The organism is Advenella kashmirensis W13003, assembly GCF_000506985.1.
GTDB classification, from domain to species: Bacteria; Pseudomonadota; Gammaproteobacteria; order Burkholderiales; family Burkholderiaceae_B; genus Advenella; species Advenella kashmirensis_A.
This window is the reverse complement of the sequence record NZ_KI650981.1, coordinates 456186-476786: the sequence shown is the minus strand read 5'-3', so window position 1 is coordinate 476786 and position 20601 is coordinate 456186. Positions and strand designations below refer to the sequence as shown.

18 protein-coding genes are annotated in these 20601 nt (G+C 57.5%); 13 read left to right on the top strand and 5 right to left on the bottom strand.

The window, feature by feature from the left end:
* Positions 1–75: 75 nt before the first annotated feature.
* The 8 genes from glyQ (at position 76) to W822_RS41675 (ending at position 8471) form a co-directional block, all read left to right on the top strand.
* Complete coding sequence (glyQ, locus tag W822_RS41710; RefSeq protein WP_024006720.1) at positions 76–978, top strand: glycine--tRNA ligase subunit alpha; 903 nt, start codon at positions 76–78, stop codon at positions 976–978.
* On the top strand, positions 975–3140 hold the full coding sequence (glyS, locus tag W822_RS41705) for a glycine--tRNA ligase subunit beta (protein ID WP_024006719.1): 2166 nt from the start codon (positions 975–977) through the stop codon (positions 3138–3140). The genes glyQ and glyS overlap by 4 nt, the downstream gene beginning before the upstream one ends.
* On the top strand, positions 3137–3676 hold the full coding sequence (gene gmhB / locus W822_RS41700; RefSeq protein WP_024006718.1) for a D-glycero-beta-D-manno-heptose 1,7-bisphosphate 7-phosphatase: 540 nt from the start codon (positions 3137–3139) through the stop codon (positions 3674–3676). Before glyS ends, gmhB begins: the two co-directional genes overlap by 4 nt.
* 2 nt (positions 3677–3678) lie before the next feature.
* Positions 3679–4416: a lysophospholipid acyltransferase family protein gene (locus tag W822_RS41695; protein WP_024006717.1), complete on the top strand. Its 738-nt coding sequence runs from the start codon at positions 3679–3681 to the stop codon at positions 4414–4416.
* On the top strand, positions 4397–5200 hold the full coding sequence (locus tag W822_RS41690; RefSeq protein WP_024006716.1) for a M48 family metallopeptidase: 804 nt from the start codon (positions 4397–4399) through the stop codon (positions 5198–5200). Before W822_RS41695 ends, W822_RS41690 begins: the two co-directional genes overlap by 20 nt.
* Positions 5201–5367: 167 nt before the next feature.
* Positions 5368–5781 (top strand): lactoylglutathione lyase, encoded by a 414-nt coding sequence (gene gloA, locus W822_RS41685; protein WP_024006715.1) that lies wholly within the window; start codon positions 5368–5370, stop codon positions 5779–5781.
* Positions 5782–5851: 70 nt separating this feature from the next.
* The gene (gene pyk / locus W822_RS41680; protein ID WP_024006714.1) at positions 5852–7324 is read left to right on the top strand and encodes a pyruvate kinase; all 1473 of its coding nucleotides are present in this window, start codon (positions 5852–5854) and stop codon (positions 7322–7324) included.
* Positions 7317–8471 (top strand): glycerate kinase, encoded by a 1155-nt coding sequence (locus W822_RS41675; RefSeq protein WP_024006713.1) that lies wholly within the window; start codon positions 7317–7319, stop codon positions 8469–8471. The genes pyk and W822_RS41675 overlap by 8 nt, the downstream gene beginning before the upstream one ends.
* Before the next feature lie 22 nt (positions 8472–8493).
* Here the strand turns inward: W822_RS41675 and rsmA are convergent, their stop codons facing one another.
* The 3 genes from rsmA to W822_RS41660 are packed head-to-tail and all read right to left on the bottom strand — an operon-like array spanning position 8494 to position 13090.
* Entirely contained in the window at positions 8494–9273 is a 780-nt protein-coding gene (gene rsmA, locus W822_RS41670; RefSeq protein WP_024006712.1) for a 16S rRNA (adenine(1518)-N(6)/adenine(1519)-N(6))-dimethyltransferase RsmA, read from the bottom strand.
* 11 nt (positions 9274–9284) lie between these two features.
* Positions 9285–10787: a peptidylprolyl isomerase gene (locus tag W822_RS41665; RefSeq protein ID WP_024006711.1), complete on the bottom strand. Its 1503-nt coding sequence runs from the start codon at positions 10785–10787 to the stop codon at positions 9285–9287.
* Positions 10787–13090, bottom strand: a complete 2304-nt coding sequence (locus tag W822_RS41660) for an LPS-assembly protein LptD (RefSeq protein ID WP_081724442.1) — start codon at positions 13088–13090, stop codon at positions 10787–10789. Before W822_RS41660 ends, W822_RS41665 begins: the two co-directional genes overlap by 1 nt.
* A gap of 418 nt (positions 13091–13508) precedes the next feature.
* Between W822_RS41660 and W822_RS41655 the strand changes: the two genes are divergently transcribed.
* The 5 genes from W822_RS41655 (at position 13509) to W822_RS41635 (ending at position 18315) form a co-directional block, all read left to right on the top strand.
* The gene (locus tag W822_RS41655; RefSeq protein ID WP_024006709.1) at positions 13509–14588 is read left to right on the top strand and encodes an aminoglycoside phosphotransferase family protein; all 1080 of its coding nucleotides are present in this window, start codon (positions 13509–13511) and stop codon (positions 14586–14588) included.
* Complete coding sequence (gene murU / locus W822_RS41650) at positions 14588–15283, top strand: N-acetylmuramate alpha-1-phosphate uridylyltransferase MurU (RefSeq protein WP_024006708.1); 696 nt, start codon at positions 14588–14590, stop codon at positions 15281–15283. Before W822_RS41655 ends, murU begins: the two co-directional genes overlap by 1 nt.
* 64 nt (positions 15284–15347) lie before the next feature.
* Positions 15348–16055 carry a membrane protein gene (locus tag W822_RS41645; protein WP_024006707.1) on the top strand — a complete coding sequence of 236 codons (708 nt, stop codon included), beginning with the start codon at positions 15348–15350 and terminating at the stop codon, positions 16053–16055.
* Positions 16056–16141: 86 nt separating this feature from the next.
* Positions 16142–16849, top strand: a complete 708-nt coding sequence (locus tag W822_RS41640; RefSeq protein WP_024006706.1) for a response regulator — start codon at positions 16142–16144, stop codon at positions 16847–16849.
* Positions 16846–18315: a HAMP domain-containing sensor histidine kinase gene (locus W822_RS41635; RefSeq protein ID WP_031243415.1), complete on the top strand. Its 1470-nt coding sequence runs from the start codon at positions 16846–16848 to the stop codon at positions 18313–18315. The genes W822_RS41640 and W822_RS41635 overlap by 4 nt, the downstream gene beginning before the upstream one ends.
* Here W822_RS41635 and W822_RS41630 read toward each other — a convergent pair.
* Both W822_RS41630 and W822_RS45970 read right to left on the bottom strand, forming a co-directional pair.
* On the bottom strand, positions 18296–19351 hold the full coding sequence (locus W822_RS41630; protein ID WP_024006704.1) for a cytochrome d ubiquinol oxidase subunit II: 1056 nt from the start codon (positions 19349–19351) through the stop codon (positions 18296–18298). The genes W822_RS41635 and W822_RS41630 overlap by 20 nt on opposite strands.
* Positions 19348–20508: a cytochrome ubiquinol oxidase subunit I gene (locus W822_RS45970; RefSeq protein ID WP_024006703.1), complete on the bottom strand. Its 1161-nt coding sequence runs from the start codon at positions 20506–20508 to the stop codon at positions 19348–19350. Before W822_RS45970 ends, W822_RS41630 begins: the two co-directional genes overlap by 4 nt.
* Positions 20509–20601: the final 93 nt, after the last annotated feature.

Below are 20601 nucleotides of genomic sequence, written 5' to 3'. Positions count from 1 at the left end.
GCAAGAAACAGCCGAATGCCCGGTCAAATCCGTTAAAATCGGCGATTCAGCTTTTCTAATTATCTAGAGTCGTCCATGCTAACTTTTCAGCAGATTATCCTGAAACTCCAGGAATACTGGGATACCAAAGGTTGCGCCCTGCTGCAGCCCTACGATATGGAAGTGGGGGCCGGCACCTCGCATACCGCCACTTTTCTGCGCGCCATCGGACCGGAGCCCTGGCACGCTGCCTATGTGCAGCCGTCGCGCCGCCCCAAGGATGGTCGCTATGGTGAAAATCCCAACCGTCTGCAGCATTACTATCAATACCAGGTCGTCCTGAAGCCCGCACCGCCGGATATTCTGGACCTGTATATCGGCTCTTTGCAGGCCCTGGGCATCAATCCGCAGGAACATGACATCCGTTTCGTGGAAGATGACTGGGAAAACCCGACGCTGGGCGCCTGGGGCCTGGGCTGGGAGGTCTGGCTCAATGGCATGGAAGTGACGCAATTTACCTATTTCCAGCAGGTCGGCGGGCTCGACTGCCCTGCCACGCTGGGCGAAATCACCTACGGGCTGGAGCGTCTGGCCATGTATCTGCAGGACGTCGAAAGCGTGTACGACCTGGTCTGGACAGAACGTCCCAATGGCGAACAGGTTTTGTATCGCGACGTTTTCCACCAGAACGAAGTGGAGCAGTCCACCTACAACTTTGAATACGCCAACACCGATATGCTGTTTGCGCATTTCAACGACTACGAAAAAGAAGCCGCGCGGCTGGTGGACATCCCCCTCGCCCTGCCTGCGTACGAATCCGTTTTAAAAGCCGCCCATACCTTCAATATGCTGGATGCGCGTGGCGCCATCAGCGTGACTGAACGCGCCGCCTATATCGGTCGCATTCGCAATCTGTCGCGCAAGGTCGCCCAGGCTTACTATGATTCACGCGAGCAGCTCGGGTTCCCCATGCTCAAGAATAACAAGGCAGTATCATGAATTCCCCTCTACTTGTTGAACTGTTTACCGAAGAATTGCCCCCGCGCGCCCTGCGCAGACTTGGACAGGCATTTGCCGACAGCCTGACGCAGGCACTGGCCAAACAGCATTTGCTGGGCTCCGACAACGTGACCACCAGCTATGCGACTCCGCGTCGTCTGGCTGCACAGTTGAGCAGCGTACTGGCTCAGGCGCCGGACCAGTCTTTTTCTGAAAAACTCATGCCGGTCAAAGTCGGACTGGATGCCCAGGGCAACGCAACGCCTGCGCTGCAAAAGAAACTGGCCGCCAAAAACCTCGCTCATCTCACACCAGCAGATCTGGCCAGGGAATCCGATGGCAAGCAGGACTATCTGATTGCGCATGGCACTGCAGCCGGTGCGCAATTGCAGAACGTATTGCAGGCGGCTGTCGAATCCGCCCTTGCCGATTTGCCGATTCCGAAAATGATGCGCTATCAACTGGCCGACGGCCAGACCAGCGTGCGTTTTGTGCGCCCTGTCCACGGACTGGTTGTCCTTCACGGCAGCGACGTATTGCCTGTCACTGTCCTGGGGATTGACGCTGGCAACAGCACACAAGGCCACCGCTTCATGAGCGAAGGGCCCGTCACGCTGAGCCATGCCAATGATTACGCAACCGCGCTGGCAGACAAAGGTCGCGTTATTGCGTCTTTTGAAGATCGCCGCGACGCCATTCGCCAGCAACTGGACAAGGCAGCCGCAAAACTGGGCGCCTCGCTGGGTGACGAAACCGAAGTAACCGCTCTGCTTGACGAAGTCACGGCCCTTGTTGAACATCCGACAGTGTATGTGGGGCAGTTTGAAGAAAAGTTCCTGGCCGTGCCGCAGGAATGCCTCATTCTGACCATGCGCCTGAACCAGAAATACTTCCCCCTGTTTGATCCGGCCAGTGGCAAGCTGATTCATAAATTTCTGATCGTCAGCAATATGAATGTGGACGATCCGCACCATATTATCCAGGGCAACGAGCGGGTCATTCGCCCGCGCCTGGCCGATGCCGAATTCTTTTTCGAAACAGACAGGAAACAGCCGCTGGCATCGCGGGTGGAACACCTGGGTAATATCGTCTATCACAACAAGCTCGGCTCGCAGCTTGATCGCATCGAACGCCTGCGCAAGATCAGCAGCCACCTTGCCGGGATGCTGCATGCCGACGTCACATTGGCTGATCGCGCCGCCCAGCTGGCCAAAGCAGATCTGACCTCCAATATGGTCGGCGAATTCCCCGAACTGCAGGGTATCATGGGGGCCTATTACGCCCAGTATGATGGCGAGCCGGCAGCCGTGGTCAAGGCACTCGCGAGCCAGTACCAGACACGCTTTGATGCACCCGTCACCGACGACACACTGGTCGCTGCCATCCTGTTCGTTGCCGAACGTATCGACACACTGATCGGTATCTGGGGTATCGGACTGCAGCCCTCCGGTGAACGCGACCCCTTCGGCCTGCGCCGTGCAGCACTGGGCATCATCAGCGCAGTCGAACAGCTTGCTGCCGGTCACTACCTGAGCGACACCTCCCTGAACGGTGACGCTGCTCAGGCGGCCTCATCTGGACAAACAGGCATTAACCTGCCCGCCCTGCTGGATTTTGCCGCGTCTACATTCCAGCCGGGTGCGCTGCATTCCGGTACGGCCGAAGAAGTGCTGGCTTATGTCTATGAACGCTATCGCAACCAGCTCGCCGGCGACTACGCGCGGTCGGTCGTGGACGCCGTGATCGCACTGCAGCCGCCTTTGCAGGAAGTCACGGCACGAGTCAAAGCGGTGACCACGTTTGCCGCCCTGCCCGAGGCCGAGAGTCTGGCCGCGGCCAACAAGCGGATCGGCAATTTGCTGAAAAAAGCCGAAGGCGACCTGCCCGAGCTGGATCCTTCGCTGTTTACCGAAGCAGCAGAAAAAGCCCTGTACGAAGCGCTCTCGGCCATTGAAGCCAGCGCACGCGCCGATGCTGCTCAGGGGCAATTTGAAAAAAGCCTGGGCGCCGTGGCGCAGACCCGCGCGGCGGTTGACGACTTCTTCACGCATGTGATGGTCATGGCCGATGATCCCGCAGTCCGCGGCAATCGCCTGGCGCTGCTGTCCCGACTACACGCCACGATGAACCTGGTGGCCGATATTTCCAGGCTGGCACAATGAAACTGGCCATTCTGGATCGAGACGGCGTCATCAATCAGGACAGCCCGGATTTCATCAAATGCGCAGACGAATGGATACCCCTGCCCGGCAGCCTGGAGGCCATTGCACGCCTGTGCCGCGCAGGCTGGAAAGTGGTCGTGGCGACCAACCAGTCCGGACTTGGACGCGGACTGTTCACGCCGGACGACCTGACCGCCATTCACCAGAAAATGCAGCAGCAACTGGGTCAGCTCGGCGGACATATTGATGCCATTTTCATGTGCCCTCACCTGCCCGATGACGGCTGCACCTGCCGCAAGCCCCTGCCCGGCATGTTTACGGAAATTCTGAAACGCTATGACGTTCCTGCGCACGAAGTCTTCAGTGTGGGCGATTCGCTCAGGGACATCACGGCCGCGCAGGCGGCCGGCTGCCGGACCTGGCTGGTGGAAACGGGCAATGGCCAGAAAACCCGCAAGGATCCCGGGCTGCCCGAATCTGTGTCCATCCGGCCCACCCTGGCCGATGTGGTCGAAAGCTGGTTAACGGAATCCTGAAGATGCTTTTTCTACGCTCTGTTCTTTTCCTGTTGTTTCAGGCAGTCACGGTAGTGCCCTACGCCATCGGTTGCGTGCTGGTTATCCCTCTGCCTTTTACCTGGCGCTATCGCTACACGGTGGGCTGGCCACGCATGGTGCTATGGGCCGCAAAAATCCTGGTTGGAATCAAATATGAAACCAAAGGCGTGCACCATATTCCCGATGCACCCGTTATTTATTTGAGCAAACACCAGTCCACCTATGAAACCATGTTCTTCGCCTGGTTTCTGCCCCGGCCGGCCTGCTTTGTTTACAAAAAAGAACTCAATTACATCCCGTTCTTTGGCTGGGGTCTGGCCAGTTTGCGCAACATTGCCATCGACCGGAAGAAAGGCAAAAATGCCATGCAGCAGGTCATGGAGATCGGCACGCAACGGCTTGCCGAAGGTCGTGCGCCTGTCCTGTTTCCCGAGGGCACCCGCATCCCTCCTGGACAGGCGGGTACCTATAAACTGGGCGGCACCAGACTGGCGGTCCACGCCAACACGCCCATTATTCCGGTCGCCCACAATGCCGGTGAATGCTGGCCGAAAAAACCCTTCGTTAAAAAACCGGGTCTGGTCACGATTTCCTTTGGCCCGCCCATTGAGCCGGCAGGCCGGACACCCGATGAGGTCATGGCCGACGTGCGCACCTGGATCGAGGGCGAAATGCGCGTACTGAATCCCGAACGCTACCATGACGTCGAGTCAGTCTGAACTGTTCCATACACCGCAACCCGCGCTGCCCGAAGGCGCGCGGTTGCGCCATGTGCCTACCGGTCACGGCCTGATCACATTCGCCCTGTTGCGCAGTCGGCGCCGCAGTATTGGTTTTGTGATCGGCAATGACGGGTTGCGTGTGACGGCACCCTACTGGGTGTCCCTGAAACAGATTGACGAAGCCGTGCTGGAAAAGTCTGCCTGGATTCAGAATAAGCTGGCGTTCTGGCGCCAGCGCAACAACACTGCCAGTGAAGTACAACAAGCCTGGCGCGCCGCCACCCGGTTACCCTATCTGGGCGTCACCATTTCAATTGACATTGATGCGGTCGGGCAACGTGCGCACTTCGATGGCGACCCGTTTGAACCGCAGGCACAGAACACGCTCTGGCTGGCCCTGTCCTCCGATGCCGATGAAGGCCAGCGCCGGACTGCAGCCATGCAGTGGCTGCAGACGCAGGCGTCGGACTATTTTGATCAACGCATTCGGCTCCTGGCTTCCCGCGCCGGGTTGCACTATACGGCATGGCGATTGTCGCGCGCTCGCGCCCGCTGGGGTTCCTGCAACAGCAGCGGTGTCATTCGCCTGAACTGGCGCCTGATTCACTTTACGCCAGATGTGATTGACTATGTTATCGCACACGAACTTGCACATCTGAAAGAAATGAACCACAGTGCACGTTTCTGGCATCAGGTCGGGGTGATTCTGCCCGGCTACGAGGCTGCCATGCAGCAGCTGAAAACCACCGAGATGTCCGCCCTGCCTGCACTGGAATCATAATTGCTTTACCTCTCAATCAACACCGCTTTACCTGAAAATCAGCATCGGCCGGCCTGTGCAAACACATGCACGAATCAGGCCGCTGGCCGGTGAACTCCCGGCGATCGTGTATGATATGAACTCGCTTGTGCGAGACCATATCACATCATCAATACTACGAGGGCATCATGCAATTTCTGCACACCATGTTACGCGTTGGCGACCTGGAACGATCCATTGAATTCTACACAAATGTCATCGGTATGAAACTGCTGCGCCGTTCCGAAAACCCGGAATACAAATACAGCCTGGCCTTCCTGGGCTTCGAGGCCAACCCCCATCAGGCCGAACTGGAACTGACATACAACCATGGCGTAACCGAATACGATATGGGCAACGCCTATGGACATATTGCCATTGGCGTGCCCGATGCCTATGCAGCCTGTGAGGCCGTCAAAAAGGCAGGTGGCAACGTCACGCGTGAAGCCGGGCCGGTCAAGGGCGGCACGACCGTTATTGCCTTTGTTCAGGACCCGGACGGCTACAAAATCGAGCTGATCGAACGCAAGGACATGGCTTCTGCCGGTACCGGCCTGCGCTAAGATTTGTTGTTGCCTATCACATACAGCATAACGGCTGCCCGCCGTTGACTCTGCCCGAGGAGCCGCTTTCATGACCACGCAGTCCCCTGTCGCCCGCCGCCGAACCAAGATTGTCGCCACACTGGGTCCCGCCACCACCTCCGAAACCCAGATCGAAGCCATGATTCAGGCGGGCATGAACGTCGCCCGTTTCAATTTTTCTCATGGAGAAGCCGAGGACCATCGCGAACGTGCCCGCATCATCCGCAAGCTGGAAGAAAAGCTGGATGTGCACATTGCCATTCTGGGAGACCTTCAGGGTCCCAAGATCCGCATTGCCCGTTTCGAAAACCAGAAAGTCATGTTGCAACAGGGGCAGGAGTTTGTCCTGTCCAATGACTATCCCTACGAAAAGGGCGATGCACATATTGTGGGCATCGACTATCCGGAACTGGTCACAGATTGCCGGCCCGGAGACGAACTGCTGCTCGATGACGGTCGCATTGTGCTCGAAGTGGTTCGCATCGAAGGGCAAGAGGTGTATACCACCGTGCTGTCGGGTGGCGAGCTCTCCAACAACAAGGGCATCAATCGCCGCGGCGGCGGCCTGTCCGCCCCCAGCCTGACTGAAAAAGACAAGGCCGATATTCTGCTGGCAGCCGAAATCGGCGTAGATTTCATTGCTGTTTCGTTTCCGCGCTACGGCCGCGACATGGAAGAAGCCCGTCGCCTGGTACAGGAAGCCGGCAGCAATGCATGGATTATTGCCAAAATCGAACGCGCTGAAGCGGTTGCCGATGATCGCGCCCTTGACGAACTTATCGCTGCCAGCGACGGCGTGATGGTTGCCCGCGGCGATCTGGGCGTAGAAGTGGGCGATGCCGAGCTGGTCGGGATCCAGAAAAAAATCATCGGTCACGCACGCACCCTGAACAAGTTTGTGATTACCGCCACGCAGATGATGGAATCCATGATCAATCATCCGTTTCCAACCCGCGCCGAAGTCTCCGACGTGGCCAATGCGGTGCTGGATTATACCGACGCGGTCATGCTCTCCGGAGAGAGCGCATCAGGCCTGTATCCGGTAGAAACGGTCAAGGCCATGGCACGCATCTGCCTGGGTGCCGAAAAGCATCCGACCACAACCCAGTCGCGGCACCGTCTGGGCGAAACGTTTACCCGCTTTGACGAAACTATTGCGCTGGCCGCCATGTACGCAGCCAATCATTTTCATCAGGTCCGCGCCATTATCTCGCTCAGCGAAAGCGGCCATACGCCACTGATCATGTCGCGCATTCGCTCGGGAGTGCCGATATATTGCCTGACCCCGCACGACAGCACACGCAACCGCGTCGCCATCTTCAGGGGCGTCTATCCGGTTCACTTTGATCCGTCCGCTCACCAGGACACCGATGTCGCACGGGCCGCTGTGGCGCAACTGCTCAAATACCAGCCACTGGATCGCGGCGACTGGGTCCTGCTGCTGCAAGGCGACCACTACGGTGTCATTGGCGCGACCAACAGTATGAAACTGCTTTGCATGGATGATTTTCTTAATGAATGAACCCCTATATATCGTCATTGCGCCTGACTCTTTCAAAGAGAGTCTATCCTCTGCCGGCGTAGCCCAGGCCATTGCCGACGGTATCCGCTCGGTCGCACCCGATGCAACCCTGGTGCAACTGCCGATGGCCGATGGCGGGGAAGGCACTGTCGAAGCGATTGCCGGCAGTACCGGCGCGCCGCTGCAAAGTCAGGATACCGTCAATGCACTAGGCGAACCTGTTTCTGCTGCGTGGATCATGCTGCAGGATCGCACTGCCGTGATTGAAATGGCCAGTGCCGCCGGCCTGGAACAGATTGCAGCAGACCGGCGCGATGTCCGGCGTGCCAGCACCTTCGGGCTGGGAGCACTAGTCAAGGCTGCACTGGATCAGGGCGCCCGCCGAATCGTGCTGGGCCTGGGCGGCTCGGCCACCAACGATGGCGGCAGTGGCCTGCTGGCCGCACTGGGCATCCGGTTTCTGGACAAATCGGGCCAGCCTCTGCCGCAGGGTCCGGCTGCCCTGTACGATCTGCACGAGATCGATCTGACAGGACTCGATGCGCGCGCAGCCGGGGTCGAATGGCTGATCGCTTCTGATGTAAACAATCCGCTATGCGGGGAGCATGGCGCATCTGCCATTTTCGGTCCGCAAAAAGGCGCCAGTCCCGAGGATGTCCGTTTTCTGGATGGGGCGCTGGCGCACTTTGCCGATCTGACTGCGCAAGCGACCGGCCACGAGCGACGTGATGAACCCGGCGCAGGCGCCGCCGGCGGGCTGGGTTATGCCGCGCTGGCCTACCTGAACGCCGTCTTCAAACCGGGCGTCGAGATCGTTGCTGACTACGCCGGTCTGCACAAACATATGGAAAAAGCCGACCTGGTCATCACAGGAGAAGGAAGGCTGGATGCGCAGACGTTACGCGGCAAAACCATTGCCGGCATCGCCTCGCTGACGCGAGCCCATCATGTACCGTTGATTGCCCTGGCCGGGTCGCTGCATGAAGACTACACCAAGGTGTACGAGGGTGGCATTACCGCAGCGTTCAGCCTGCCCGGTGGCCCCATGACACTAAAAGACACCATGCAGCAAACGCGGCAGTTACTGATGCAGCGCAGCCGGGATATTATTGCGGTTTTTCTTGCAGGCAGGCAGTCTCGGCAGTAATGGCCATTATGCACTGCATGACTCAGGCCAGCACGCCCTGGTCAACCAGATAATCAGCCAGCCGGATGAAATCGGCCACGGACAAGGCTTCTGCCCGTGCCGTTTCGGCAATACCCACCTCGGCCCAGTCGATCTGCCAATCGGCCAGTACGCGGCGCAGCATTTTGCGTCGCTGGGAAAAGGCCCGGGCAACCAATTGCGAAAATGCCCTTTCGCTTTTTGCCTGCGGGCGCTCCGCCGACAAAGGCACCATGCGCACAACGGCAGACGTCACTTTGGGCGGGGGGTCGAATGCCTCGGGCGGCACATCAAACAAATGACGCATGTCATAACGCGCCTGCAGCATGACCGACAGGCGCCCATAATCACTTTCGCCGGGACGGGCCACCATGCGTGCAATCACTTCTTTCTGCAACATGAAATGCTGATCCCGAACCTGCTCTGCAAATGACACCAGGTGAAACAGCAACGGACTGGAAATATTGTATGGAAGGTTCCCGACAATGCGCAGCTCACTGCCGAACTCGGCAAAATCAACCGTGAGCACATCGGCTTCATGCACGGTCAACCGATCAGCAGGAAAACGCTTGCGCAGGCGCGCCGCCAGGTCGCGATCAATTTCGATCACCGCAAGATGATCAAGACGCGCTTGCAACGGTACCGTCAGCGCCGACAGACCAGGGCCGATTTCGATCACCCTGTCTGTCCGGGCCGGGTCAATCGCCCGCACAATAGATTCGATTACACTGTCGTCGGTCAGAAAATTCTGACCAAACCGCTTACGGGCCTGATGGACTGCCATTCTGTCCTGCTCTACGGGCGAGTTTTCTGCTGCGTCAATCGGTTGTCGATATAGGACTTGGCCCGCAACTGCTGCAGCCAGTCTTCGTATACCGGCTCGGCACGCAACTGATAGAGCGACTGGCGGGCAAGATTCCGGCGAATCTCAGGCTGTTTGTCCGAGCTGCGTCGATCCTCGACCGAGATCAGGTGCCAGCCAAACTGTGACCGCACCGGAGCGCTTACCTGCCCAGGCTGCAGGGCATTCATGGCTTTCTCGAAATTGGCATCGGATGCGCCGGGAGGAACCCAGCCGATTTCGCCGCCCAGAGGAGCCGAGGTATCCTGCGAATATTTCTTGGCCGCGTCAGCAAAAGACATACCGCCTTCAATCTGCCTGCGGATATCGTCGATTTTCGCCTTGGCCTGCTGATCAGAGAATACCGGTGTGATCTTGATCAGAATATGCCGTGCCTTGGTTTCGGTGATATTAACCGGCCCCTGCTGCTTGGCCATTTTTTCGATAGGCGGCACCGGTGGTGGAGGCGGCGCCGGCGGTTGAACCGTCACAGTGCGTTTATTTTCCTGTACCAGACCACGACGCTCAACAACTTTCAGAATGTGAAAACCATTGGGGGCCTTGAACACACCGGTTGTGCGTCCATCCGGCACTTTTTTGGTGACACTCACAAAAAGCGAGGGCCAGTCTTCAAACATGCGAATACCCAGATTACCGCCGGAGGACGCTTCCGGTCCGTCGGAGTATTCCTTGGCGACGCTGGCAAAACTGGCCCCGCCACGCAATTTCGCCATGGCGGCATCGGCTTTCTTGCGCGCTGCGGCCACCACTTCATCAGAAGAGTTGTCCGGTACGCGAATATAAATGTGCTGCAGAGCCACGGCCTTGGGCACGAATGAACGTTCTACCACCACCTGTTTCTGTGGGGGCGGCTTGGGCTGGTTCTGCCTTTCTGCTTCCCGTCCGGGCAAAATGCCTGTGGGATTCTGTTTCAGGAAAGCGTCGACATCCGATTCATTGATGTCCACCCGCGCTTGGATAATGCGATTGCGCAATTCCTCCATCACCATTTCGGTGCGAAGGTTACGAGTGTATGCGTCCCAATTCAGGCCCATCTGCTCGATGGCCGGCCGCAATTTTTCAGGCGGCAGATTGTTGCGCTGTGCGATATTGGCCATTGCTTGCGCCAGTTGCGCATCGCTGACCTTAATACCATACTGCTCGGCATCCTGCCGCATGAGCTTTTCATCGATCATGCTTTGCAACACCGTTTGCTGCACCTGATTCTGATTTCCCGTCGTCATGCGGTTGCTGGCCATGCGTTGCTGCAATTCCCGCATCGTAATGATTTCATTATTGACAACCGCCGCAATACCATCCGCAAACTGCCCTCCCGCACGCTGCTGCGCTGCGCCGGAATGTTTTGCCTGCTGCGCGCTGGCGGCAGAAGGAACCGCAATAAAAATGGCGGGGATTGCGAGAGCAACTGCGGTTTTCATGAAACCCAATTTACGCATTATTCATACCTTTCAAATGATGTCCTGGCCGGAACCGGGGTGTTGACACTCTCGTATCCGGGCACATTCTGTCTTAACAATTCCATCGGATCTTTTCCGACTGAGCCCAAACCCGCCAATTCCAACTGAAAGAATATAGCAGAATTCGAATCTTCTTTCGAAACGGCGTAACGTTTCAAAACAACTCGCCCGGTCCAGCAACAGTCACCTTTATATTCGATACCCAGGATATGCTGGGTGACCCGGCTTTCCTTGAGCGAATAGTCGACCCGCCCGACGCCGTACAGATTACGAGTGAAAGGCCATTGGCCGGCAAAACTGACGGTTTCCTTTCCTTGCAACTGGTACGACAGGGGATTGCCCTGATTAATGTCGGTGCGCCGCTCGTCTACATACGGATCGCGCTGATAACGGTAGGACAGCGAAAGCGTAGCCAGACGCTTGGGCGTCCATTTGACGGCAGCGTAACTTTGTGTCGTCTTGCCCTGGTAAGGATCGACCTGCAATGCAGCCTGCGTGGTGAATTTGTTGGTCAGCGCCGCTTCTGCGCCGAAAATCCAGTCTGATTTGGCGCCCGTGCGCGGCGACTCAAACGGCAGCGTTACGCGCTGGGAATCGAAATAGATGCGTTGGGCAACCTGCAGAGCAAGGCGCTGAAAGCCGGTATCGCGATCAAACCAGCGTGAGGTCAGCCCCAGAGTGACCTGATTGGCGTTGTTGATCCGGTCCCATCCGCCGTTGTATCTGTTTTCAGAAAAGGCGCTGGCAAAACCGAACTGGCTCACGTCGGTATCAAAAATGGGGATATCGCTCTGATCCTGATAGGGAATGTACAGATAGTACAGACGTGGCTCCAGAGTCTGGGTAGAGGGATAACCGAAAAGTGTGGTTTCACGCTCGAATGTCATGCCGGCATCCAGGGACACGATAGGCAATACCCGCGACAGCGAACGCCGCTGCGTGCCGCCCTGGCTGTAAAACGAATACTGGCCGTAGCGTGTATACCAATCGGTTTCGTACTGGGAAGCATGCAGGCCGACCTTGGGAGTGATATACCAGCCTGGCCTGATGATAGGATAGCTTAAGGTCGAATACGACGTCAGGCGGGTACCGTTGGGCCGCAGATGGCCATCCGTCCGGTCGATCACCTCGTCGCTGAGCTTGGAACCAAAATACGTGGGGTATTCAAACCGCGTCAGTGTATTGGTGGTTTCCATATCCAGCCCGTGCCAGTCGAAACGCGCACCATGCACCCGCAACTCCGGTACTTTCTCATACTGGCCGTAAATCTCATCTGCCGTGGCGTCCTGCAGCGTCTGATACTTCTGGATCTGCAGATAGCCGTCCCAGTACTTATGGCCCGAAAAGCCCAGCGTAATATTCCGGTTCAGATAGGTCTTGTCGGCCTGGGTGATGGTCGTCATATCGGTGAAATCACGATAGTAATCGTCATCAGAAACGGCATTCCAGTCGGCCGACAGATTGAAATTGAAGCCCAGCACTGAGCCCAGCGATTGCATATGCTGCCAGGAGAACATCCAGCGGGAGCGGCCCAGCTCATTGTCCCGATGCATGTAGTTGCCCGACACTGTGCCGGAATAACCGGGCTGCAGATACCGGAACTCGGCACCCAGTTGCGGACCCCGCTTGCTCAGATAACGCGGGTACAGGGTCAAATCGTATTGCGGTGCCAGGTTGATGAAATACGGAACGGAAATATCCAGGCCACTGCGCGAGGTCATGCCGTACGTGGGCGTCAGGAACCCGGTTTTTTTCTCTGCCCGGATCGGGAACGTCAGATAGGGCGACCATAACACCGGCAAGCCCTTGATATAAAGCGTGCCGTCTTCGGCAATCCCTTCGTTTTCGTCGTTGTACAGATCGACGTTTTTCGAACGGATCTGCCAGAACGGCTCTTCGCAACTGCAGCCACTGTAGGTGGCTTCCTTCAGATTCAGATGATTGTCATCGATGATATTGGCAACCCCGGCCTGTCCCTGTCCGCCCGTGGCCAGACTGTAGACGGGCGAGGTAATGGTTCCGTTAACCTTGTCAACGTTGTAGCGCAGCGCCGGGCCGGTGATCAGGTTGCCATCGCGCAACAGGCGGGCATTGCCCGTGGCCGTGACCGTACCCAGGCTCCGGTCATAGTCGATTCTGTCGGCTTTCAGAATAGAATCGGAACGGCGCACCTGCGAGCCGCCATCCAGGGTAATGCGATTGGCATTATTGGTCAGGTCTGCGCGCGCGCTGTCGGTAAAAGTAACAATTTCGTCGTTATTCAGCGCAGGACTGCTCAGCATGGGAGAAACAAACAGCCGCGGTGCAGAGGTGTTCCCTACCCCGGGCACTGAGATACCGCTCTGGGCAAAAGCAATGGGGGATACGGTCAGAAGAAATAGGTGACAGATCTTTCGCACTGTGCTTTTTACCGGAAATAATTGAAGAAAAAACCTGTCCTGTTACCAACTTTCCCGGGACTGAGACGGGATCAACATGCTGCACTATATCGCAATGCTGTCGGGACTTGCCCGACTTCCTGCTGTTGCGGGACAAACCAGAGGATACCGCATAAAATATCGGCATCCTGCAGTTTTTTACATTAGCCCGATATTATAGTTATCTACCGCAGACAACGGCAATGCCTGCCCGATTTGCAGAAATAAAAATCAGGACAGAACACAAGTCGTTGATCTCAAAACCCTTTTACGAACACAGCACATGAACAAGCCCGTAGCCTCTTTGACGCCTTCCACCTCTGCCACAGCCGGTGACGACGCCCGCCTTGCGCTGGTACAGGCCTGGCTCACCCCGCTGGTTGAAAAATATGGCATACGCGCGGACAGCCTGCGACCCGCATCCAGCGATGCCAGCTTTCGCCGCTATTTCCGTGTCGATTGCCCGAATAACAGTCTGGTCATCATGGATGCGCCACCCGCCCACGAAGATTGCCGCCCGTTCATCGATATCGCCAGGCGCCTCGATGCCGCCGGCCTGAACGTGCCGAAAATTCTGGAGCAGGACACAGAAAACGGATTGCTGCTGCTCAGCGACCTGGGTCAGGACACGTTTTACCAGCGCATTGTCAAAGGCATGGACGATGCAACCCTGCAGGCCAATTACCGCGACACGCTGCAGGCGCTGGTGCGAATGCAGCAGGTGACCACCGATCATTTGCCAGTCTACGACAGCGCAAGACTGCGCGAAGAGCTGGCCCTGTTTCGGGACTGGTATGTGGCCCGCCACTGCGATACGGTCCTGTCCGAGGCGGAGCAGTCGGCGCTGGTCTCGCTATTTGACCAGTTGTCCGCGCACAACGCGCGCCAGAGCGCGTGCTTTGTGCATCGGGACTTTCATTCACCGAACCTGATGATCAACACGCACCCTGAAAACGGCCGCGGTCCGGGCATCATTGATTTCCAGGATGCCGTGCGCGGTCCCGTCTCCTACGATCTGGTCTCTCTGGTCATGGACGCGCGCACCACCTGGGAAGAGCCCCAGCAACTGGACTGGGCCATCCGATACTGGGAACTGGCCAGACAGGCCGGCCTGCCCGTTCCGGCCGACTTTGCCGACTTTCATGTGGACTACGAATGGATGGGGCTGCAGCGCAACCTGCGCATTCTGGGCGTGTTTGCCCGGCTGTCGATCCGCGATGGCAAGCCGCACTACCAGCAACATATGCCTCGGGTCAACGGCTATGTCAGGCAGGTGGCGGCGCGCTATAACGCCTTCCGCCCCCTGTTGCGGCTGCTGGACCGATTGGACAATATCGAAACAAAAGTGGGATATACATTTTGATTCAAACCATGATACTGGCAGCAGGACGCGGCGAACGCATGCGGCCGCTGACCGATACACTGCCCAAGCCCCTGCTGCCCGTCAACGGCAAACCGCTAATCGTGCACCACCTGGAACGCCTCGCCTCTGTCGGCATCAGTGACGTGGTCATCAACCATGCCTGGCTTGGAGAGCGCCTGGAAGAAGAATTGGGCGATGGCAGCCAATTCGATGTCGCCATCCAGTATTCGCGCGAGAATCCTGCATTGGAAACCGCCGGCGGAATTGCCCATGCCCTGCCGCTACTGGGAGACCAGCCTTTTCTGGTTATCAATGGGGATGTTTGGTGCGACTGGAATCCCATGCAGGCTGTCAGCGTCGTCAACCGACTGCACGATTCACCCAGTCAGGCCTGGCTGCTGATGGTTGACAATCCGCCGCAGCACCCAGACGGCGATTTTCATCTGGACTCGCTGGGTTATCTGCACCCGAGGCAGGCCGATGCACCCGCCCTCACCTACGCGGGCATTGGCGTCTTCCATCCAAGCCTGTTCCGCAGCATCGACCCGGAACAGCCAGCGCCGCTGGCTCCCCTGTTGCGGATGGCCATGGGAACCCGCTCTGTTGAAGGGTATCACTACACGGGTCAATGGACCGATGTGGGCACACCCGAGCGTCTGGCCGATCTTGATCGACAACTGCGCGTCGCAAGCTAAACGGCCGATGGAAAAGGTACAATGACAGGCAGTTGAGTTTTGGTTTATTTTGGATTATTTACCCATGTTTGGATCGTCAAAAAGAGCAGCCTTCAAACCCTCTGTTTTTGAGACAGGCAGCCGCCGCCGTCACCGCCGTATGCCACCATGGGTTGGCATTTTATTTACCGGCGTGATTATCGGTGCGGGCGGCTACTGGTTTCTGCAGACCAACTACGGTCCGAAACGGCTGAGCCTGGACGAATCCAACCGCCTGACCAGTGAAGTCACGTCGCTGTCGGCAGATCGCCAGCGCCTGCAGTCCCAGCTTGAACTGGTCACGCAGGAACGCAACGGCCTCAAATCCCAGCTTGAATCGCGGGAAACGGCCCTGAGCAAAGCCCAGAGCCAGGCCAATGACCTCTCGGGCAACCTCGCACTCATCAAGAAAATCATTCCTGCAGACCCCAGCAATAGCGCCGTGGGAATTCGCGTGGGCGAATTCGATGGTCCTATCGGCAAGCTCAATTACAGCATGCTGCTCATGAAAAAAAATGAGCAGGACCCCGATTTGCAGGCATCCGTGCAGTTTTCTGTCTATGGCCGATATCGCAATGGTCGCTACGGTACGGCCGAACTGGACCCGTTTACACTGGATGTCACCGACTTCCAGCAGACTGCGGGAACCGTGGAAATTCCGCCAACAATGACCGCGCGTCGAGTTACGGTTAAAATCACAGATGTGGCAGCCGGAAAGGTTCTTACCACACGTACTTTCCAGGTCAGCCGCTGATTTGCAGCGCATTCAGCCGTTCATTGTGATTTCAGCGTATTTCGGCCTCTTGCGCTCCTTTCAACCCTTTGGCAAGATGAGGCACTATGGACAAACAACTGACAAAAATTCTCGTCGTCGACGACGATCCTGCCCTGCGCCAGCTTCTCGCGGAATATCTCAACCGTCATGGTTACGATACGCTGCTTGCGCCAGACGCCAGTGATATTACCCAGCGCATCACCAAATTCTCACCCGACCTGATCGTTCTTGATCGCATGCTGCCGGGTGGCGATGGTGTGGAAACCTGCCGCAAGTTGCGCGCACAGAACGAAGACATTCCCGTCATCCTGCTCACCGCCAAAGACGAAACCGCAGATCGTATTATCGGTCTCGAATCCGGTGCCGATGATTATCTGGGTAAACCGTTCGACCCGCGCGAGTTGCTTGCCCGTATCGAAACGGTCCTGCGGCGCAAAAAAGGCGCATCGGCGCTGGTCAAGGAAACGCCGATCCATTTCGGACCCTTTACCTTCGACCCGGCCAAACGCCAGCTGTTCAAGGATAATGTCCAGGTCAAGCTGACAGGCGGCGAAATCAATCTGCTCGAAGCGCTGGTGAAGAACTCCGGCAAGCCGCTCTCGCGTGAGCGCCTGCTGGCACTGGCCCGTGATGATGATGAAGGTGAGCGCAATGATCGCGCAATCGATATCGCCATCCTGCGGCTGCGTCGCGCTGTCGAGGACGATCCGAAAGATCCGCGCTGGATTCAAACCGTTTGGGGTATTGGTTACCGCTTCTCTCCTGACGCATGATAAAACCCTCCCTGTGGCCGCGCTCCTTGCGGCTGCAGATGATCCTCTTTATTCTGGGTACTGTGATTCTGGTGCAGCTGGGCAGTTTCGCTGTCGGCAATTACCTGAAAGAACGATTCCTTGAAGATGTCGTTGTCAATTACCTCTCCACGACTATTCGCACACTTCGTTCGGCGGTCTCGCAAATTCCCGAAAACCGGCGCGCCGACTTTATTATCGAAGCCTCACAAAAGCGCTGGTATCTGCTCTCCCGCGCAGACCCCTACGCCAATCGCCGTCACCGTGGCGGTACCCTGGGCAATGCTGGCGCACCGGCGCCGCTGCCCGTTCCCGAAGCTGCGCTTGAAGTTGAACGGGCCCGTCGCCAGGCAGCACCCAAACCTCAACCACGAACCGTCCCCTTCGGCGAGAACCCCAGTCCGGATATCCTGAAAATCGTCAAGCGCCTGAATATGGAACTGGACGATGGTACCCGCGTCGGCCTCACCCGCGGCCCGACTCCGCGCATGTTCATTTCACTGCAGCCGGATAACGATGGCAATACCTTCATCCGGGAATGGCTGGTCATCCCGCTGGACCGGATCGAACCGCCGAATATGCACGCCATCACCATTGCGTGGCTCAGCCTGACCGGACTGCTTCTGATTCTGGCCGCAGGCTTTGCCTGGCATATTACCCGTCCTCTCACGCGGCTGACGATGGCGGCCGACAAACTGGCCCAGGGCCAGCCTGAGCGCGTGACACCAGCCGGACCCAGTGAAACCCGGCAGTTGGGTGAACGCTTCAACGCCATGCTGGATGCCCTGGAAGAATCCAAAGCGGTCCAGCAGACCCTGCTTGCCGGTTTGCCGCACGATTTGAAAAGTCCGCTGGCACGCATGCGCCTGCGTGTGGAATTGACCGACGACGCGTCTTTCAAGGAAGGCATGCGCAATGATGTTCACGAAATGCAGGACATGATCGACCAGTTCATCAATTATGTACGCGGCTCCGATCTGGCCACATATAAATTCCAGCCTTTGAACATTTGCGAGTGGGCAGAAGAGCGTGTGGCGTCCTGGCACGAAGCGGGCAGTCCGGTACATTTACTGCACTCGCCGACTGAGGCGGCGTATGTCAGCGCCGACCACCTGTCTCTGGCTCGTGTCCTGGATAACCTCATCAGCAATGCGCTCAAGCACGGCCGTCCGCCCATCGAAGTTGCTCTGACAGTCAGTGGCGACCAGGCAGCACTTTCCGTGAGCGATCACGGCGACGGGATCCCGGCAGAACGTCGCTCCGAAGCACTACGCGCATTCTCACGTTTGGATTCTGCACGCACCATGACGGGCAGCGTTGGCCTGGGATTGTCGCTGGCCGAAACCATCGCCAGCGCGCATAACGGCCGATTGACCCTGGACAGCAGTGACAGCGGCGGCCTGAAGGTGACCGTCACGCTACCGCTGATCAGTCCCCCCGCCTCATAAACGAGACATCCCTGGCCTTGCGCTCTTTGCCCAGCAAGTCCCGGTAATACCACACAACGAGCAGCGGCAGAATAATCAAAAACAGAAAAAAGCCGGCCACCAGGATCCGGGTCGTCTCCAGACTAGACACGCTTTCCCAGATGGTCACTTCGTCCAGCACAAAAAACGGAAAGATGCTGAACACAATCCCGCTTATTACGCCCAGCACGATCACGACCGTCAGGATAAACGGCAGCCAGATCAGAACCCGGGCACGCTGCACCTTTCGCACCACCAGCTCTATGATTACAAAAATGGCCAGCATCGCAAACCAGCCCAACAGCACCACTGGCAACCGGGTCGTTTCTGTCCACTTGAAAAACACCCCGCTGTTGACCATGCCCAGAGCCACCGAGACCGCAACCACCCCCGCCGCCGTCAGACGCGACGCGCGCCGCACCCAGCCCCGCGCCTGCTGCTGCAAATCATCATCCACCCGCATGAGCAGCCAGGTGGCTCCCAGCAGAATAAAGGTGGCGACCGTGCATAACGCAATAAAAATGGCAAACAGCTCGCTGCCCGGCTCATTGCCGAAATTGACGGCAATCCGTCCCAGCACCATTCCCTGTCCGAAAGCCGTCAGCAACGATCCGGCCGCGAAGGCAGCCGCAAAGACCGGCCGGCCGTCGACCAGCGCGCGCAGGCGAAACTCATAGGCAATCCCGCGCAGCAGCGCACCTGCTGCCAGCAGCATGAGCGGCAGGTACAACGCCCCGCTTACATAGGCCCAGGCCTTGGGAAAAGCGGCCAGCAAAATGGCGCACCCCAGGAAAATCCAGAATACGTTCATGTCGCGCCAGGGGCCCAGAAAGGTGAACATGCGTGCGCGCTGTTCCGGCGTCGCAAATGGCATCAACATGCCCACACCCAGATCGAATCCATCCAGAACCGCGCCAGCGATACAGACGCCCAGAAAGACGACAAAACACAGCAAAGGCATCCAGAACCCGGGATCGTAACTGTTCAGGCCCAGCGAACCGGCTAGCGTCTCGATCATGCCGTTCTCCTGATTTTGCGCACGGGCACAACGCCAAAACGGGCAGCTCGCCGGGCCAGAAAGACAAATCCGGCCACGATCAGACAAAACAGCAGCCACAGAAACACCGTCACTGCGCCGATCAGCACCGCACTTTGCTGATCACTGAATGCTTCGGCAAAGGTGACCAGGCCATGCACAAAAAACTGACCATCGCGCAGGGACAACAACCCCTGAATCAGCCACAAGGCAAGCCAGCCTGCCGGCCCGAACCACACCAACACGTGCAGCAGCCAGCGCGGCATTTTGCCGAAATCGCTGCGACGTTTCAAATACCATGCCCATTGCGCAAGACACAATAGTCCGACCAGCACCAGCAGGCCAAGCACAAGCTTTTGCACGGCCACGCCTGCAACGGGCAGGCTCGTTGCGTTCCGGAACAACTCGTCGCCGAACAGCCCGCCCCCCACCACCAGCGCGGCCAGCGATACCGTCGCCAACCCGGCTCCGATCCGGAAACCCAGCTGCTCAGAAGTGTTCAGCGGTTTTGCCAGTGCTTCGCTGGCGCTGATCGACACCATCAGGCTGCCCACGCCCAGACCGCTCACCGATGTCATGAACAGAACCCGGTGCCATGCCTGTGAATGCAGGGCGAAATGACGCCAGTCGGCGATGGTGAGCGGAAGCGTATCGGGCGCAAGTCCGACAGGAAAATGCAGCCAGCTCTGGAATATGATCAACAGCATGGCGATGGCGGTCATTCCCAGCGCAGCCAGCAAGACAAACAGACTGTGCAGCAGCGGCGCAAGCGAACCCTGCCGATAGAGCATGATGTCGACCACAAACAGTTTGATGACGAAAGTCAGGGCTGCCACCAGCACCACCAGCGGACCGCTGACAGGCCCAAGACGCACGAACAGACCCGGCCACAGGGCCCCGGACTGTACCAGTAAAAACACCATGCCCAGCAGCGATACGGTTACGCAAAGTGCAAAAATACGCACCCAGAAGCGGTACATGTCCATCCAGCGACTATCTGCCGTTTGACGGTGCGTCATGATTTTACAGAATACGAGCAACCAGCCCAGGCCGACGGTGCACAGACCGAAGATGGCAAAAAAGGAAAGCGAACTGAAAAACTGCAGTTTCGCCAGCTGTAATGTTGAGATATCCCACATACGCAAGAGCGGTTTAAATTTCGGGCCAGTTGAGCGAATCCCATGAGTCTAACCGCTGAACATGGCAAAATGGTCGATATTATCGATTTACTG